Source organism: Pelistega suis (genome assembly GCF_013133795.1).
GTDB lineage: Bacteria > Pseudomonadota > Gammaproteobacteria > Burkholderiales > Burkholderiaceae_B > Taylorella > Taylorella suis.
In genome coordinates this window covers 76,002-93,730 of the sequence record NZ_JABGBN010000004.1, presented here as the reverse complement: position 1 = coordinate 93,730, position 17,729 = coordinate 76,002, and the positions used below count along the sequence as shown (strand labels likewise).

The 17,729-nt window shown below is 42.9% G+C and carries 15 protein-coding genes; 11 read left to right on the top strand and 4 right to left on the bottom strand.

Annotation, left to right across the window (positions count from 1 at the left end; translation table 11 throughout):
* Positions 1-5 precede the first annotated feature (5 nt).
* The 3 genes from carB (at position 6) to HKX39_RS06635 (ending at position 5,432) form a co-directional block, all read left to right on the top strand.
* On the top strand, positions 6-3,236 hold the full coding sequence (carB, locus tag HKX39_RS06645; protein ID WP_171680543.1) for a carbamoyl-phosphate synthase large subunit: 3,231 nt from the start codon (positions 6-8) through the stop codon (positions 3,234-3,236).
* 950 nt (positions 3,237-4,186) lie between these two features.
* A complete protein-coding gene (gene bfr, locus HKX39_RS06640; protein WP_171680542.1) occupies positions 4,187-4,651 on the top strand; it encodes a bacterioferritin in 465 nt (154 codons plus the stop codon).
* 19 nt (positions 4,652-4,670) lie between these two features.
* Positions 4,671-5,432: an SDR family oxidoreductase gene (locus tag HKX39_RS06635; RefSeq protein WP_171680541.1), complete on the top strand. Its 762-nt coding sequence runs from the start codon at positions 4,671-4,673 to the stop codon at positions 5,430-5,432.
* Positions 5,433-5,518: 86 nt separating this feature from the next.
* Here the strand turns inward: HKX39_RS06635 and HKX39_RS06630 are convergent, their stop codons facing one another.
* Positions 5,519-6,415 (bottom strand): pirin family protein, encoded by an 897-nt coding sequence (locus HKX39_RS06630; RefSeq protein ID WP_171680540.1) that lies wholly within the window; start codon positions 6,413-6,415, stop codon positions 5,519-5,521.
* Positions 6,416-6,432: 17 nt separating this feature from the next.
* Positions 6,433-6,969, bottom strand: a complete 537-nt coding sequence (locus HKX39_RS06625; protein ID WP_171680539.1) for an NADPH-dependent FMN reductase — start codon at positions 6,967-6,969, stop codon at positions 6,433-6,435.
* A 212-nt stretch (positions 6,970-7,181) separates the two neighbouring features.
* Between HKX39_RS06625 and HKX39_RS06620 the strand changes: the two genes are divergently transcribed.
* The 3 genes from HKX39_RS06620 (at position 7,182) to greA (ending at position 9,413) form a co-directional block, all read left to right on the top strand.
* Positions 7,182-7,385 (top strand): hypothetical protein, encoded by a 204-nt coding sequence (locus HKX39_RS06620; protein WP_171680538.1) that lies wholly within the window; start codon positions 7,182-7,184, stop codon positions 7,383-7,385.
* A gap of 124 nt (positions 7,386-7,509) precedes the next feature.
* The gene (locus tag HKX39_RS06615) at positions 7,510-8,823 is read left to right on the top strand and encodes a solute carrier family 23 protein (RefSeq protein ID WP_171680537.1); all 1,314 of its coding nucleotides are present in this window, start codon (positions 7,510-7,512) and stop codon (positions 8,821-8,823) included.
* A 110-nt stretch (positions 8,824-8,933) separates the two neighbouring features.
* Positions 8,934-9,413 (top strand): transcription elongation factor GreA, encoded by a 480-nt coding sequence (gene greA / locus HKX39_RS06610; protein WP_216605064.1) that lies wholly within the window; start codon positions 8,934-8,936, stop codon positions 9,411-9,413.
* Positions 9,414-9,495: 82 nt separating this feature from the next.
* On the opposite strand, the gene HKX39_RS06605 is transcribed toward greA, so the two are convergent.
* Positions 9,496-10,071, bottom strand: a complete 576-nt coding sequence (locus tag HKX39_RS06605) for a YhbY family RNA-binding protein (RefSeq protein ID WP_171680535.1) — start codon at positions 10,069-10,071, stop codon at positions 9,496-9,498.
* A 30-nt stretch (positions 10,072-10,101) separates the two neighbouring features.
* Here HKX39_RS06605 and HKX39_RS06600 point away from each other — a divergent pair, with 30 nt between their 5' ends.
* From HKX39_RS06600 to HKX39_RS06580, 5 genes are all read left to right on the top strand, one after another.
* Positions 10,102-10,740: an RlmE family RNA methyltransferase gene (locus tag HKX39_RS06600; protein WP_171680534.1), complete on the top strand. Its 639-nt coding sequence runs from the start codon at positions 10,102-10,104 to the stop codon at positions 10,738-10,740.
* Between the two features lie 195 nt (positions 10,741-10,935).
* Positions 10,936-12,870, top strand: coding sequence for an ATP-dependent zinc metalloprotease FtsH (gene ftsH, locus HKX39_RS06595; RefSeq protein ID WP_171680533.1), 1,935 nt, complete (start codon positions 10,936-10,938; stop codon positions 12,868-12,870).
* A 32-nt stretch (positions 12,871-12,902) separates the two neighbouring features.
* Positions 12,903-13,742, top strand: a complete 840-nt coding sequence (gene folP / locus HKX39_RS06590) for a dihydropteroate synthase (protein ID WP_171680532.1) — start codon at positions 12,903-12,905, stop codon at positions 13,740-13,742.
* A gap of 45 nt (positions 13,743-13,787) precedes the next feature.
* Positions 13,788-15,128 (top strand): phosphoglucosamine mutase, encoded by a 1,341-nt coding sequence (glmM, locus tag HKX39_RS06585; RefSeq protein ID WP_171680531.1) that lies wholly within the window; start codon positions 13,788-13,790, stop codon positions 15,126-15,128.
* Between the two features lie 176 nt (positions 15,129-15,304).
* Positions 15,305-16,081: a GNAT family N-acetyltransferase gene (locus HKX39_RS06580; protein ID WP_171680530.1), complete on the top strand. Its 777-nt coding sequence runs from the start codon at positions 15,305-15,307 to the stop codon at positions 16,079-16,081.
* A 13-nt stretch (positions 16,082-16,094) separates the two neighbouring features.
* Here HKX39_RS06580 and ppx read toward each other — a convergent pair whose 3' ends face one another.
* Complete coding sequence (gene ppx / locus HKX39_RS06575; RefSeq protein WP_171680591.1) at positions 16,095-17,588, bottom strand: exopolyphosphatase; 1,494 nt, start codon at positions 17,586-17,588, stop codon at positions 16,095-16,097.
* Positions 17,589-17,729 lie beyond the last annotated feature (141 nt).

Sequence of the window (17,729 nt, the reverse complement as noted above, 5' to 3'; positions counted from 1 at the left end):
AAATTATGCCAAAACGTACCGACATAAAAAGTATTTTGATTATTGGTGCAGGTCCAATCATTATTGGTCAAGCATGTGAATTTGACTACTCAGGCGCTCAAGCATGTAAGGCATTAAAGGCTGAAGGTTATCGTACTATTTTAGTCAATAGTAATCCGGCAACCATTATGACCGACCCTGAGACGGCGGATGTAACGTATATCGAGCCGATTACTTGGCAAGCAGTTGAAAAAATTATCGAAATCGAAAAACCAGACGCTTTATTGCCAACAATGGGTGGTCAGACAGCGCTTAACTGTGCCTTAGACTTAGCTCGTGAAGGTGTATTAGCCAAGCATGGTGTAGAGCTGATTGGTGCTAACGAAAAAGCCATCGAAAAAGCAGAAGACCGTTTAAAGTTTAAAGAAGCGATGACGGCGATTGGCTTAGAATCTGCTAAGTCAGGTGTGGCGCATTCGATGGAAGAAGCATGGGAAGTACAACAGCGTATTGCCAGTGAGATTGGTACTTCAGGTTTCCCTGTAGTGATTCGTCCAAGCTTTACATTAGGTGGTTCAGGCGGTGGTATTGCTTATAATCCAGAAGAGTTTGAGACAATTTGTCGCCGTGGTTTAGAGGCTTCTCCAACCAATGAATTATTGATTGAAGAATCTATGTTGGGTTGGAAAGAGTTTGAGATGGAAGTGGTGCGTGATAAGGCAGATAACTGCATTATTGTGTGTTCTATTGAAAACTTAGATCCAATGGGTGTACACACAGGTGACTCTATTACTGTTGCGCCAGCTCAGACCTTAACTGACAAAGAATACCAAATCATGCGTAATGCTTCTATTGCGGTATTGCGTGAGATTGGTGTAGATACGGGTGGTTCAAACGTTCAGTTTGCGGTGAATCCTCAAAATGGTCGTATGATTGTGATTGAAATGAATCCTCGCGTATCACGTTCATCAGCGTTAGCCTCTAAGGCCACAGGTTTCCCTATCGCTAAAGTGGCAGCACGTCTAGCGGTGGGCTATACTCTAGATGAGCTACAAAATGAGATTACGGGTGGGGCGACACCAGCATCTTTTGAGCCTTCTATTGACTATGTTGTCACGAAAATTCCTCGTTTTGCTTTTGAAAAATTCCCAACAGCAGACTCTCGTTTAACGACACAGATGAAATCTGTGGGTGAAGTGATGGCGATGGGACGTACATTTAAAGAGTCATTCCAAAAGGCATTACGTGGTTTAGAGGTCGGCGTTGACGGTCTTAACCAAAAGACGGTTGATCGAGAAACTTTACAAGTAGAGCTAGCTGAGCCGGGGCCTGAGCGTATTTGGTATGTGGGTGATGCATTTGATAAAGGCTTTTCGCTTGAAGAAGTCCATCAACTGACAAAAATCGACCCTTGGTTCTTACAACAGATTAAAGAAATCGTAGACGTTGAGCTTGCTTTAGAGCAAAAAACCTTAGCCGATTTAGATGCTGAAACATTACGCGATATTAAGCGTATGGGTTTCTCTGATCGTCGTCTAGCTTATCTATTAGATACGTCAGAAACTGAAGTACGTAAAGTACGTCATCAGCATGGTATCCGCCCAGTTTATAAGCGTGTTGATACATGTGCCGCTGAATTTGCCACAAATACAGCGTATATGTATTCTACTTACGAAGATGAGTGCGAGGCACAACCTACAGACAAGAAAAAAATCATTGTCCTTGGTGGTGGTCCAAACCGTATTGGTCAAGGGATTGAGTTTGATTACTGCTGCGTACATGCGGCACTCTCATTACGAGAAGATGGTTATGAAACCATTATGGTGAACTGTAACCCTGAAACCGTATCGACAGACTACGATACCTCAGATCGTCTTTACTTTGAACCACTTACGCTAGAAGATGTGTTAGAGATTGTTCATGTAGAGAAACCTATCGGTATGATTGTGCAATATGGTGGTCAAACACCATTGAAATTAGCACGTGCGTTAGAAGCAAATGGTGTGCCTATTATTGGTACTAGCCCAGAGTCTATTGACATTGCTGAAGACCGCGAGCGTTTCCAGAAGTTATTGCATAAATTAGGTTTAAAACAACCTCCTAACCGTACAGCACGTACAGAAGCTGAAGCGATTGCACATGCTGAAGATATTGGTTATCCATTAGTCGTTCGTCCTTCGTATGTATTGGGCGGTCGTGCGATGGAAATTGTTCACGAGCAGGCTGACTTAGAGCGTTATATGCGTGAAGCCGTTAAAGTGAGCAATGATTCCCCTGTATTGTTAGACCGTTTCTTAAATGATGCTACCGAGGTCGATGTGGATTGTATCGCTGATGGCGAAACAGTATTTATCGGTGGAGTCATGGAGCATATTGAGCAGGCAGGTGTTCACTCAGGTGACTCAGCGTGTAGCTTACCTCCTTATTCTTTATCACCTGCAGTGGTTGAAGAAATTAAGCGTCAGACAAGTATGATGGCAAAAGCATTAAATGTTAAAGGTTTAATGAATGTTCAATTTGCTATTCAAAATGACGAAGTCTATGTCTTAGAGGTGAATCCTCGTGCCTCTCGTACTGTACCGTATGTATCAAAAGCGACGGGGCTTCAATTGGCGAAGATTTCTGCGCGTGCGATGGCGGGTAAGACATTAGCAGAGCAGGGTATTACTAAAGAAGTGACACCGAGCCATTACTGCGTAAAAGAGGCGGTATTCCCATTTGTGAAGTTCCCGGGTGTGGATACGATTCTTGGACCTGAAATGAAGTCTACCGGTGAGGTGATGGGTGTAGGCGAAACCTTTGGTGAAGCTTTTGTGAAATCACAAATTGCTGCTGGGGTAACGATGCCTGAGAGTGGCTTAGTGTTTATTAGTGTGAAAGCACAAGATAAACTTAAAGCTATCCCTGTGGCACAAGGTTTAGTGAAGTTAGGCTTTAAGATTGCGGCAACACGTGGTACAGCAGCGACTTTAAGCGAAGCGGGTATTCCTGTACAAATCGTTAATAAAGTGACTGAAGGTCGTCCACATATCGTAGATATGCTGAAGAACGGTGAGATTAGCTTAGTGATTAATACGGTAGAGGAGCGTCGTAATGCGATTAATGACTCTCGTGCTATTCGTACACATGCTTTAGCTGGTCGTGTGACGTTCTATACAACGATTGCGGGTGCACGTGCTGCAGTAGAGGGTATGCAGTACTTACGCAACGGTAAGGGCTTGCGTGTATATCCGTTACAAACCATGCACGCGAAGTAGTTCTTTGCAGTCGTAATATCCTTGGAGGCAAGCTGTTGGTATCAATGGCTTGCTTTTTTGTTAGTTGCTCGTCATTAGCTGCTAACTCACCATCAGGTTCGCTACACGTTCCGTGCAGTCGCTGATTATTGCTAACACTACTGTACATACGCCAATCTGCCTACAGGTTTTTGTCAGTCGCTCAAACAGTGCCTCGCTGACGCTCGCCAAACTCGCTTTGTGATCAAAAACCTCTCCGGCAGACTGGCTTGATTGATAGTACTAGTTAGAACCAGCCCACACGGAGAGACATTCACTCGTAGCGACATTGGAAACGGCGAAGCACTTTCCGGAGCAAGAGTGAACTGTCTGCAGTGTGGGCGGTATCAATACACAAGTTCTGTAGTGAGGACGATACATAGGTGGGCGGTCTGCAGTGCGGACGTTAGTTACTAGTACTACTGTGCATACGCCAATCTGCCTACAGGTTTTTGTCAGTCGCTCGTCATTCGGTGCTAACTCACAATCAGGTTTGCTGCACGTTCCGCGCAGTCGCTCGAACAGAGCCTCACTTCGTTCGCCTAACTCGCTTTGTGCATCGAAACGTCTCCGCAAACCTTGCGTGCTTGAGTGAACATTACTGTGCTAGCTAGTTGTAGTCCTCACGAAGAGAACTTGATGTACCGAGCGAGTTTGCAAACGGCGAGCGATAGCGAAGCACTTTGCCTGTCCGAGCGAATACACAAGTTCTGCAGTGAGGATGATGCACAGCAAGAGTGAACTGTCTGCAGTGTGGGCTATATCAATACACAAGTTCTGTAGTGAGGACGATGCATAGCAAGATGAATGAACTGCTAATGAGAGCCATATGCATTTACCACTTGCTAATGCGTCGTACATTTACCACGGTTTTACCCCTTCGCTAGGTTACAATAAAAGCATTGAAGATTATTATCCAAAGGGGAATTGTCATGAAAGGCAGTCAAAAAGTTGTAGATTACTTTAACTTTCTTATCGCAGGTGAATTAGCTGCACGTGATCAGTACTTTATTCATTCACGTATGTATGCTGAATGGGGTTATACTAAACTATTCGATCGTTTAAATCACGAAATGGAAGAAGAAACTCAACACGCTGAGGTTTTAATTCGTCGTGTGTTGATGTTAGAAGGTACACCTAATATGCGTCCTGAGGCGTTGAATGTTGGTGCTGATGTTCCTGCTATGCTAAAAGCAGATTTAGACGTAGAATATCAAGTGCGTGATAACTTGAAAAAAGGTATTGTATTATGTGAACAAGAGGGTGACTTTGTAAGTCGTGAAATTCTTGTGGCACAATTAGTTGATACTGAAGAAGATCACGCGCATTGGCTAGAACAACAACTTGGTTTAATTGAGAAAGTAGGTTTAGAGAATTACTTACAATCTCAAATGTAATTCATATAGGAAAATAACTTTGCGAGTATTTATTACGGGTGCGAGTAGTGGATTAGGACGTGCTTTAGCACATACCTACGCAAAAGCCGGCGCAACGTTAGGACTTGTAGGGCGTCGGGAAGATGCCCTTTTGTCTTTAATAGCAGAATTGCCAGCAGGTCAGCATCAATATTATGTTGTTGATGTGACAGATCGTGAGGCTTTGCATCAGGCAGCATACGATTTTCAAGTAGGTGGTCCCACTGATATTGTGATTGCGAGTGCGGGTATTAGTGTGGGTACTGTGACGGAGTATTTGGAGGATTTTGCTGTTTTTGAAAAAGTCCACCGTACTAATGTCCTTGCTACCGTAGCGACTTTTGAACCTTTTATTGCGAATATGAAACAACGAGGTGAGGGTACATTAGTCGGTATTGCGAGTGTTGCTGGTGTGCGAGGTCTTCCCGGGGCAAGTGCGTATTGCTCTTCTAAATCGGCGGTACGTACGTATTGTGAGAGTCTACGCGTTGATTTATATAAAACAGGTATTAAGGTGGTTACGATTGCACCGGGTTTTATTGATACGCCGATGACAAAAAAGAATCCCTATAAAATGCCATTTTTAATGCCCGTTGAGGACTTTGCTCAAGAGGCATTTAAAACCATTAATAAAGGATGTTCTTATAAGGTTATCCCTTGGCAGATGGGAATAGTGGGTAAACTATTACGCTTAGTACCTAATCCCGTTTATGATTATTTTGTGTCTAAACGAGGGCGTAAACCACGAGCTCATGAGCAATAAGCTATTTGTGGCAGATTTTTAACTCATAAGAAGAGACAACACCATAAAAGGGTTGCCTCTTCTTTTTATTTTCAGTAAAAGGTCACTCAACCGTGTAGACCCTCGGGAGCCTCAGGAGCAACGAGACGTGATAGACCTGTACCACTAATATCAATTTCTTGTCCAAAACGAGGGCTGGCATTGTTCCAGTCTTTTACCGCTTGATGGATAGCCTCAGCACTATCGGCAACAAAATTCCACCATATAATCGTGGGGTGAGGTAAGGGCTCACCACCTAATAGCATAAGGTGAGTATCCGCACTTAAGCTTAAGGTAAAAGCCTCGAGAGGATTTTCTAAAATCAAGATTTCATCCGCTGTGGCTACAGTACCATCAGCAGCGGTCACACTTCCTTTGATGACTTGTACGCCATATTCCCACCCACTTTGTACAGGAATAGAGAGGGTTGTAGCGTGTTTAGATTGAATATCAATACCGAGTAGCGGACTGTATTGTGTAGTGGGTGCTGTGTACCCTTGGAAAGACCCAGTGGTTAAAACATAGTCAATCCCCTGATTAGACCAACTAGGTAATTCAGGATAATGCTCAAAGTTTGGCTTGATGTCTTTATTCATCGGTAAAGCAATCCAAAGCTGGACAGCATGTAGTGTTTTTACATGCGCTGGGGTCTGCTCTGTATGGGCAATGCCATATGAATCCCCTGTACCAGCCGTCATTAAATTGACTTGCTTTGGACGGATTAATTGACGAAAACCAAGACTATCTTGGTGCCAAACCTCTCCCTCTAACATCCACGTAAAGGTTTGTAGATTAGTATGCGGGTGAGCACCGACTTGCATGCCTTTTGAATGCTCAGGGAATACGGCTGGACCCGCATGGTCTAGAAAACACCATGCTCCAACAGTACGCTTTTGAGCTTGAGGGAGCAAACGGGCAACTGGAATACCCCCTACGTCTTTTGTTTTTGCAGGAAATTTACGCATGTCTTTTTTGAAAAGCATTACGCTTTTTTAACCCAGTCAATAAAAGTGTGAGCAAATTGTTTGAGAAAGTTGGCACTGCGCTCATCAGTGATATTGCCTTGTTCATCTACAGCATTAAAGCGACCTAAACATACCTCGGGAGCTTGAAGGATATTAGCGTTGAGCATTTGTAGTGATTGGCGCACTTGTAATGAGCAAATCAATCCACCAAATGTGCCGGGTGAGGCTGTGACCACAGCGACTTTTTTATTTGTCCAGGCACCTTGACCATATGGACGAGAGCCGATATCAATGACATTTTTTAGTGCAGCTGGCATAGAGCGGTTATGCTCAGGTGTCACAATAAGAACCGCGTCTGCCTCTTTAATCTCTGTGCGAACGCGGTCGTAGCTAGGGATAGATTGGCTATCCAAATCTTGTGTATAAAGAGGAAGGTCACTAATGGTCACTTTATGACTGCTAACATCAGCAGGAAATTGTGAAGCAATAAAATTTGCAATGTGTCCATTAATAGATTGTTGGCTGAGACTGCCGTTAATAATAGCGATTTTCATAGAATGACCTTTCATGAATTGAGAAATTATTTTAAATATGAAAAATAATGTTTAAAAATGGTATTACCCAATTATAGGACTTTCTATGGAATGAATAAATTCTATTTGTGAGACCAATTGTTTCAAAAATAGAACGATATAGAAGGGTTTACAAGTTTATGGTTCGAGTGCTATAAAGATAAGGAGATTGATTAGTTAATAGGAGTTGCTCTATGAAAGATGATAAAGTGCAAAATGATAAAAGCACGTGTGACTTAACATCAGCAGAGGTTATGGAGGCTGAAGAACGTGAGTTAGTCATTGATGATTCTGTGGATGATTTAATGACTTATTCTGATAAAGAGTTAACAGATGCTCAGATTGAGAAAAAGCGTTTGCATTTGAAAGATATCGTGCCTAAGCCTAATCAAGCATAAAAAATATTCGCGATTGGGCTAATATTTCAATCAGTTTCATAGGGAAAAGGCGTATAATTCCGAAGGTTTATCTTCTGCGTGCATTCGGACGCATCTCTTGCAAAAAATCTTTAGGAAGGTTCATATGTCTTATTTCCCTCAGTGGCGTAAACAGACGACGCCCGGTGCTATTGTTGCACCTGATGAATATCTCCCCCTAGGTCAGTCCTTATTAATGGGCGCTCAACACGTTGTGGCTATGTTTGGTGCAACAGTGTTAGCGCCTTTATTAATGGGCTTTGATGCCAATCTTGCGATTTTAATGTCAGGTATCGGTACATTGATTTTCTTCCTTTTTGTAAAAGGACGTGTACCGAGTTACCTAGGTTCTAGCTTTGCCTTTATTGGTGGTGTGGTTTCTGTGACAGGTTATGTGGCAGGTTCTGGTGCCAATCCTAATATTGGGGTTGCCTTAGGTGCCATTATTATGTGCGGTCTTGTTTATACGATTATTGGTATTATCGTGTGGGCAGCCAATACCAAAGGTCATGCTTCTGTTTGGATTGAGAAGTTAATGCCACCTGTGGTAACGGGTGCGATTGTGGCGGTGATTGGTCTTAACCTAGCGCCAATTGCGGCAAAAGGCGCCATGGCAGGTGGTAGTACATTTGATGCATTGATGGCGATTATGACTATCCTATGTGTAGGTGGGGTGGCTGTCTTTACTAAAGGTTCGGTACAGCGTCTACTTATTTTAGTAGGCTTGATTATTGCGTATGTGCTTTATTATGTATTTACAAATGTACTAGGTTATGGTCAGCCCATTGACTTTAGTGGTATTCAACAAGCGGCTTGGTTTGGTCTGCCTACCATGAGTAAGCCAGTATTTGATTTAAGTGCTATTACTGTTATTGTGCCTGTTGCTGTGATTTTAGTTGCAGAGAACTTGGGTCATATTCGTGCGGTGAGTGCGATGACGGGTCAGGATTTGGATCAATACTTAGGGCGCGCTTTTGTCGGTGATGGTGTGGCTACGATGGTATCCGGTGCTGTCGGTGGTACGGGTGTCACGACATATGCCGAAAATATCGGTGTGATGGCGGTCACGCGAGTATTTTCTACGTTGTTATTCGTTGTTGCGGCGGTTTTTGCTATTATTTTAGGCTTTTCACCAAAATTCGGTGCCTTAATTCATAGTATTCCGGGACCTGTATTAGGGGGTGTCTCTATCGTGGTATTTGGTTTAATCGCTGTAGCGGGGGCACGTATTTGGGTGATTAATAATGTGGACTTCTCTGATAATAAAAACCTGATCGTTGCTGCGGTCACTTTAATTATGGGGGCAGGTAACTTTGCCTTAGAAATCGGTAGTTTTAAATTAGAGGGTATCGGTACAGCAACGTTTGGTGCGATTATTCTTTATGCTTTATTAAATCGTGGTAAGTCATCAGCGAATTAATACTTGATTTTTAAATTTAAATCACTATAATGATTGAAACAGCGCTCTGCATTTTTTGTGCAGAGCGTTTTTCACATTTTTGGGATTATAAAACAATTAAAGGATTTCCTATGTCTTCATCTTTACCATTAACGGTTGCAGGGGCTAAGCGTTTAAATGAGGAATTGGCTCGCTTAAAATCAGTTGAGCGTCCTGCAGTTATTGAGGCGATTGCAGAGGCTCGTGCTCAAGGCGATTTGTCAGAAAATGCAGAGTATGATGCTGCCCGTGAACGCCAAGGTTTTATTGAGGGTCGTATTAAAGAGCTTGAGGGGGCATTATCTAATGCACAAATTATTGATCCTACGACATTGGATGTGGATGATCGGATTGTTTTTGGTGCAACAGTTAAGTTGGAAGACCTAGAAAGTGGTGATACAGTTCAATATCAAATTGTCGGTGATTTAGAAGCAGATATTAAGCAAAATTTAATCTCTATTTCTAGTCCAGTTGCTCGTGGTTTAATCGGTAAATCAGAGGGTGATGTGGTATTGATTCGCGTGCCTTCAGGTGAGCGAGAGTTCGAGATTCTAGAAGTATCTTATCTCTAAAAGACAAGTAGATAGATGAGATAAGCTGCTCGAGATGAGCAGCTTTTTTTGTTATACATGTATCAGTGTTGTGCAGCGTGGTTTATTTGCGACGGCCTGCGCGCAAAGTCAATGCACTACCTGTACGACGAGTCGCAGGACGTGCGGATGAACGTGTACTAGGGCGAGCAATTTGACCAGAGGCTTTACGGACGGGGATGGCTGGTTTTTTACGAGGTTTAGCTAATTCATCATTGCCTTTCGGTGTTGATGATTTTTGCTTTTTGTCCTTGATAGATTTACCTGCTGCTGCGAGTTTTTTAGGTGTGTAATCTTCTTTAGGGTCGCGGCGACTGCGTTCTAAAGCAGGTTTGGCTGCCGCTAAGAAGTGTCCATGGTGCGGTTCTGGGCGGAATAGGGTGAGAATCTTACCGAAATGTGCAACGCAGACACAAGCAAGTTCTGCACAGATTTTTTCTAAGATTTCAAGACGATTTTCTCGCTCATCACCAGCAACACGTACTTTAATGAGGCCGTGAGCTGTTAAACTATGGTCAATTTCTTTGAGAACAGCAGCTGTAAGGCCGTTGTTTTCGCCAATTTGTACAATTGGTTTGAGTGAATGAGCTGCTGCACGTAAGGTGCTACGCTCTTTTGAAGATAATTCGTGTAAAGACATAGATATTTTATTAATTAGGATTTTAGGCAAATGGCCAAGAAAAAATTCTCAAAAGAATGGATTCATCAACATATTAATGATCCATACGTCAAAATGGCTCAACAAAAAGGCTATCGAGCCCGCGCTGCATTTAAACTTATCGAAATCTTAGATACCGAAAAGTTAATGCGCAAAGGAGATATTATAGTCGACTTAGGGTCAACACCGGGCAGTTGGTCGCAAGTTGCGAGAGAAAGATTAGTCGGTGAGGGTGGAATTATTGATGGGCGCGTCATTGCACTGGATATTTTACCGATGGAACCGATTGCTGGTGTTGAGTTTATCCAAGGTGACTTCCGTGAAGATGCTGTTTTAGACCAATTAAAAGCTTTGGTTGGTGAGCAGCAAGTGGATCTAGTGATTTCGGATATGGCCCCTAATTTATCCGGCATTAGTTCGGCAGACTCTGCACGAATTCAGCATATTGTTGAGTTAGCGGTGGATTTTGCGACAGCGCATTTAAAACCTGAGGGTGCGTTGATTGTTAAGGCTTTCCATGGTAGTGGGTTTTCTCAACTAGTCGAGTTGTTTAAGCGTCATTTTAAACGTGTTGTAGAGCGCAAACCTAAGGCTTCTCGTGATAAATCGGCGGAGACTTTTATTGTAGGACGTGGCTTAAAGGGGCGATAAGTCGCGCTTATCACTATAAAAAGGCGTATTTAGTACCTCGGTAAATATCTCGTCTTGATATTTCAGCCCATTACCCCCAGATAGAGAGGGACAAGCTTATTTGCCCACAGAAAATATTTCTCAGGTACAATAAGAAACCATTTAGTTTAAATTGAACTGGCTCAGCTAGATAGGGTTGAGCAGGAGTGTTTTACGTTGAAAAATTCATTTTCAAAATTTGCAATGTGGGCAATTTTTATTGTGGTATTGTTTACGGTGTTCAAACAATACGATAGCCCAGGTGCTTCTAATCCAAGCGGTATTTCTTATAGCCAATTTATGGCAGATGCTAAAGCGGGCAAAATTAGCTCCGTTGTTATTCAAGGCAATAATCTGACGGTTACGCCTACTGATGGACGCGTGTACGAAATCACTACCCCTAATGATATTTGGATGGTGAGTGATTTAATGAATGACGGTGTTAAAGTGACAGCAAAACCAGTGGAAGGTCGTTCATTTTTAGCCACAGCCTTAATCTCTTGGTTCCCGATGTTGTTATTGGTTGGCGTATGGATTTTCTTTATGCGTCAAATGCAAGGCGGTGGTAAGGGTGGTGCATTTAGTTTTGGTAAGTCACGCGCACGTATGCTTGATGAGAAAAATAATAATATTACCTTTGCTGATGTGGCTGGTGTTGAGGAAGCCAAAGAAGATGTTCAAGAGCTTGTCGATTTCTTGCGTGACCCTTCTAAATTCCAACGCCTAGGAGGACGTATTCCTCGCGGTGTGTTGATGGTAGGGCCTCCTGGAACAGGTAAAACTTTATTAGCTAAAGCCATTGCTGGTGAGGCGAAAGTACCGTTCTTTACGATTTCTGGGTCTGATTTCGTTGAAATGTTTGTGGGTGTGGGTGCTTCTCGTGTACGTGATATGTTTGAGAATGCTAAAAAACACGCCCCATGCATTATCTTTATTGATGAGATTGATGCGGTCGGTCGTCAGCGAGGTGCTGGTGTCGGTGGTGGCAACGATGAACGTGAGCAAACACTTAACCAAATGCTTGTTGAAATGGATGGTTTCGAATCAGGACAATCAGTGATTGTCATCGCTGCAACTAACCGTCCTGATGTTTTAGACCCAGCTTTATTACGTCCGGGTCGTTTTGACCGTCAAGTCGTGGTTAATCTACCTGATGTGCGTGGTCGCGAGCATATTTTAAATGTACATATGCGTAAAGTGCCATTAGCTCCTAACGTAAATCCTTCTGTATTGGCTCGTGGTACACCGGGTTTCTCTGGTGCAGATTTAGCCAATTTGGTGAATGAGGCTGCTTTATTTGCAGCTCGTCGTAATGGTCGCACCGTGGATATGGTGGATTTCGAAAAGGCGAAAGATAAAATCATTATGGGTGCTGAGCGTCGTTCAATTGTGATGCCAGAAGAAGAGCGTAAAAATACCGCTTACCATGAATCTGGTCATGCCGTAGTAGCGTATCTTTTACCTAAGACTGACCCTGTTCATAAAGTGACGATTATTCCCCGTGGTCGTGCGTTAGGTGTGACCATGCAATTGCCAGAGGGTGATCGTTATAGTATGGACAAAGAGCGCTTGTTAAATATGATTTCTGTCTTATTTGGAGGTCGTATTGCAGAAGAAGTCTTTATGAATCAGATGACCACAGGTGCCTCCAATGACTTTGAGCGTGCTACGGCTTTAGCACGTGATATTGTGACGCGTTATGGGATGACGGAATCTTTAGGCCCTATGGTCTATGCTGAAAATGAGAACGAGGTATTCTTAGGTCGTAGCGTCACGAAGACCACTCATGTTTCTGAAGCAACCATGCAGAAAGTGGATGCCGAAATCCGTAAAATTATTGATGCGCAATATAAAGTTGCTCGTGATTTGATTGAAGCGAATCGCGATAAAATGGAGGTGATGGCAAAAGCATTACTTGAGTGGGAAACCATTGATGCTGACCAAATTAAAGATATTATGGATGGCAAACAACCACGTCCTCCTCATGAACCAGATAAACCTTATGATAGTCAAAATGATGCAACACCTCCAACAGCGGCTGCACCTGTGGTAGTTGATGAGTTGCCTCCTGTTGAGGAGGCTTCTAAAGACGGTGATAAGAGTAACGCTTAATCACTATCATTTACAAGGATAAAATTTAGCGTATGTATGCTAATTTTCAATGTGGACGCTTCGAACTCCGGTTCGAACGTCCTTTTGTTATGGGGATTGTCAATGTGACCCCCGATTCGTTTTCTGATGGTATGCAACACTATGGAGCAGAGCAGGCGATTGCTCATGGATTGCAACTGATAAAAGAAGGCGCTGATATTCTTGACATTGGTGGAGAATCAACACGCCCAGGGGCAGAACCTGTTAGTGTGGATGAGGAACTACGTCGTGTTATTCCGGTGATTAAGGGATTAAAGGATTGTGGTGTTCCTTTATCTATTGATACCTTTAAACCTGAGGTGATGCAAGCAGCGTTAGAGGCAGGAGCGGACTTAATTAATGATATCTATGCTTTACAGCAGCCTGGCGCTTTAGAGGTGGTGGCGAATCATCCGAATTGTGGTGTCTGCATTATGCATATGGTAGGTGAACCTAAGACTATGCAACTTAGTCCCCCTGATTATAATGGTGATGTGACCAAGTCCGTTGTGGATTTTTTAGCACAACGCGTTGAGGTGATGCAGTCCTTAGGAATAGCTTCTGAACGTATTATGTTGGATCCTGGATTTTGTTTTGGCAAAACCGTCCAGCAAAATTATCAATTATTAGCAAATTTATCTGCCTTAAAAGTCTTAAATAAGCCTATACTAGTGGGTGTTTCAAGAAAATCAATGATTGGGGCAGTAACAGGGCAAGAGGTTGCCAATCGTATGCCGGGAAGTGTCGTGGCAGGTATTGCTGGTGTAGAGCGCGGAGCGGTAGTGCTCCGAGTGCATGATGTATGGCAGACCAAGAGTGCCATTGATGTCTGGCGAGCCATTTCATTGAGTTAGTTTATATAAAGTCTTTGTTGGAAAACCAACAATTGGGAGTTCACAATGAGTCGTAAATATTTTGGTACTGATGGTGTACGTGGTAAAGTCGGTGGTGAAGTGATTAATGCAGAGTTTGCTCTGCGCTTAGGATATGCGGCAGGTTTAGTATTAACCGCTAAGCATGAGGGCAATAGTCGCCCAGGTGTGTTAATTGGTAAAGACACGCGTGTATCTGGTTATATGTTAGAGTCTGCGCTAGAGGCAGGGTTGAGTGCAGCAGGTATTGATGTATTTTTAGCAGGTCCTATTCCTACACCAGCAGTAGCCTATTTGACTCGAGCTTTACGCTTGGATGCGGGAGTGGTGATTAGTGCTTCTCATAACCCTTATTATGATAATGGGATTAAGTTCTTCTCTGAGCATGGTACCAAGCTACCAGACGATGTAGAAGCAGAAATTGAACGTTTGTTAGACCAACCTGTTGGTTGTGTTGATTCAGAGAGAATCGGTCGTGCTAAGCGTATAGAAGATGCAGCAGGGCGTTATATTGAGTTTTGTAAGAGTACCTTTCCAAATGATTTAAATTTACGGGGTTTACGTATCGTTGTGGATAGTGCACATGGTGCAGCTTATCATATTGCACCACCTGTTTTTCAAGAGTTGGGTGCTGAGGTAATCACGATTGGTTCAAATCCAGACGGTTTTAATATTAATAAAAATGTAGGTGCTTTACATCCAGACGTATTAGCCTCTACAGTCAATGCCTATCGTGCGGATTATGGTATTGCACTTGACGGTGATGCTGATCGTATTCAAATGGTTGACTCACGTGGCAATATTTATAATGGTGATCAGTTACTGTATGCCATGGTATTGGAGCGTTTACAGCACGGTCCAGTAAAAGGTGTTGTTGGCACGCTAATGACTAATTACGGTTTTGAAAAGCGTATGCAAGAAATGGATATTCCTTTTGTCCGTGCTAATGTCGGTGACCGATATGTTATGGAGCAACTGAAAAAGAACGGTTGGTTATATGGTGGTGAAGGCTCTGGTCATTTATTATGCTTAGATCGTCATACGACAGGAGACGGTATTATTGCGGCTTTACAAGTGTTAACGGGACTTGTTCGTAATAAGGTGACATTAAAAGATTGGATTAAAGATTTAGAAATGTATCCTCAGGTGATGATTAATGTCCCTATTGAAAAGGGAACTGACTGGAAAAATCATGCAGGTATGAAAGCGGCTCAAGTAGAAGTAGAGACTCGTCTTAATGGTCGTGGTCGTACACTTATCCGTGCTTCAGGGACTGAGCCTAAGTTACGCTTAATGGTCGAAGCAGAGAGTTATGCTTTAGCCAAAGAATGCGTTGATATTCTAGCGGCGGTTGATTTGACAAAATAAACTGTCAAAAAGCGGTAAAATAAGACCTGTAATATAATGGATATTACAGGTCTTATTCATGATAAGATTGCCATTTTAGCGGATTGCCAATCATAGACTAAAAGTTTATTAACTGATTGGGAGCGTATCTGCTAAAAGAAAAGGGATACCTTATTTTTCGAGGAAAATAATAAAAAATGCGTGAGCTATTAAGAACGCAATCATCAGAAAAGCGTGATGAACCGGGCTTAGTCTTGGGTTTTGCAACTACCGCTGAGGAAATTGAGGCGTTGCAACGTTTGCGTTTTAATGTCTATACACAGGATATGGGTGCTGTTTTTCCAGAAGCCATTGATGGCATAGATAAAGATAAATTTGATGCATTTTGTGACCATCTTATGGTGTGCGATACACGTACTCAGCAAGTGGTTGGGACGTATCGTGTGATGAGTCCAGAGCAGGCAAAGCAAGCGGGTGGTTATTATTCCGAGTCTGAGTTTGATTTAAGGAATCTCGCACAGATTCGTCATCTTCTTAGTGAATGTGGTCGCTCTTGCACGCATGCCGATTATCGTGGTGGCCCTGCGATTATGATGCTTTGGACGGGGTTGGCACAGTATTTGCATATCAATAATTATCGCTATATGTTAGGGTGTGCTAGTGTGAGTCTGGCTGACGGAGGGACTCAAGCGGCCGAAGTATGGCGTGCTGCTCAATTAGAAATGGAAAAAACACCAGACTTACCACGAATTCACCCTTTAGAGGCTTATCCTTTAGAGAAATTAGAAGCCATGACTGCTAGTAATGATAAGGTTAAAATTCCTCCTCTGATTAAAGGCTATCTTAAAATCGGTGCACGTATCTGCGGTGAACCTGCTTGGGATAAAAACTTTAATGCAGCAGATTTTCCCATCATTATTGACTTACAGTGCATGGATGCACGTTATCGTAAGCATTTTGGGATTGAAGCATAGCCGAGTTGTTGTCCTAAGTGAGTGTCTCAATGAGGTTAAAGGTAAATCCCACCGTCTGCCATTCTTGCGCCTCTAATTCTAAGCTATAGCGAGTCAGAGGATGGTCATCTAGCCATTCCTTGTTTAAGCGCAATGTAATCGTACGGTGATTATCGGTATTGAGGTGTATGACTTTATCTAATTTTTGATTCTGGCGTTTACGTAAGAATAGGGTAGCCAATCGTAAGCAGAGAATCGCTTGCCATTTATCGCTGCTGAGGCTTTGGATATGGGTTTTATTTAAGCGGCCTTGTTGAACTAGGGTTAGAGTAGATAGACGACGTTGGTCATCGCTTGAGAATCCGGGCATATCGGCATGCTCTAAAACATAGGCTGTATGTTTGTGGAATGAAGACTGTGAGATACTTAAACCAATTTCATGTAAATCGGCAGCCCAAGAGACACCACGACGAATACCTTCTTTATTGTCAGGGTTGATTTCGTCATAAAGCTCCAGAGCAAGATTTTTGACACGTGTCGCTTGTTTGACATCGATATGATAGCGGCGCATAAAAATCTTAACGGTCTCATCACGTTTGTCAGAGGCCACATGTCGCCCCAACATATCGTACAAGACACCCACACGTAAAGCCCCTTCACCTTGTAGCATTAAATCCACTTTGAGAGAGCGGAAGATAGCAATCATAATGGCTAGACCTGCTGGTAAGACTTCAATACGATCAGTCTTTAAACCTTTAAGTTCGGGTGAACGAGCAGAACCGTATTTGATGAGTACACGTTTTAATTTCAGCATGCCCTCTAAGGTAATGCCTTTGCTTGAAAACCCCGAGTCACGTAAGACGGCGATAATCGCTTTTGCACTACCAGACGAACCAAATGCTTGAGCCCAACCTTCTTTACGATAGGACTTACTGATAATTTCGAGCTCTTTACTCGCGGCCAATTCTGCTTTTTCAAATCCTTTTTCTGTCACTATCCCATTAGGAAAATAGGCTTTTGTATAACTCACACAGCCCATATGGAGGGATTTCATTAGCTTAGGCTCTAAACCTTTACCAATAATAAATTCTGTTGAACCACCACCGATATCGACGACAAGACGACTTTCTTTGGAAGGAGGGAGCTCATGTGCTACACCAGAGAAGACTAGACGTGCTTCCTCTTGACCTGAAATGATTTCAATAGGAAAACCCAAGGCGGCTTCTGCTCGAGGTAGTAGCTCATCGATATTTTTAGCGACACGGAAAGTGTTGGTTGCTACGGCACGAACTTGGCTGGGGTGGAAATCGCGAATGCGTTCACCAAAGCGTTGTAGGATATCAACAGCCCGTTGAATAGCTTCTTCACTTAATACACGGTTTTCATCTAGACCTGCCGCTAAACGAACAGTTTCTTTGAGGCGATCAATGGAAAAAATTTGTTGAACACCGTCGTGAGTTACCACGCGACCGACAGATAATCGAAAGCTATTAGAGCCTAAGTCAATAGCGGCGAGTAATTGAGTCATCTCCATGTGTCTCGTCCTGTTATGGATATGCTAAAGGAAGGTTTTATCGCATTTTAACGTAAATTTTCAGTTTCACTGTGTATTTATTGTGCTAGTCATAGTATTGTCATCAAACTGAAATTATACTAATAGTATAAACAG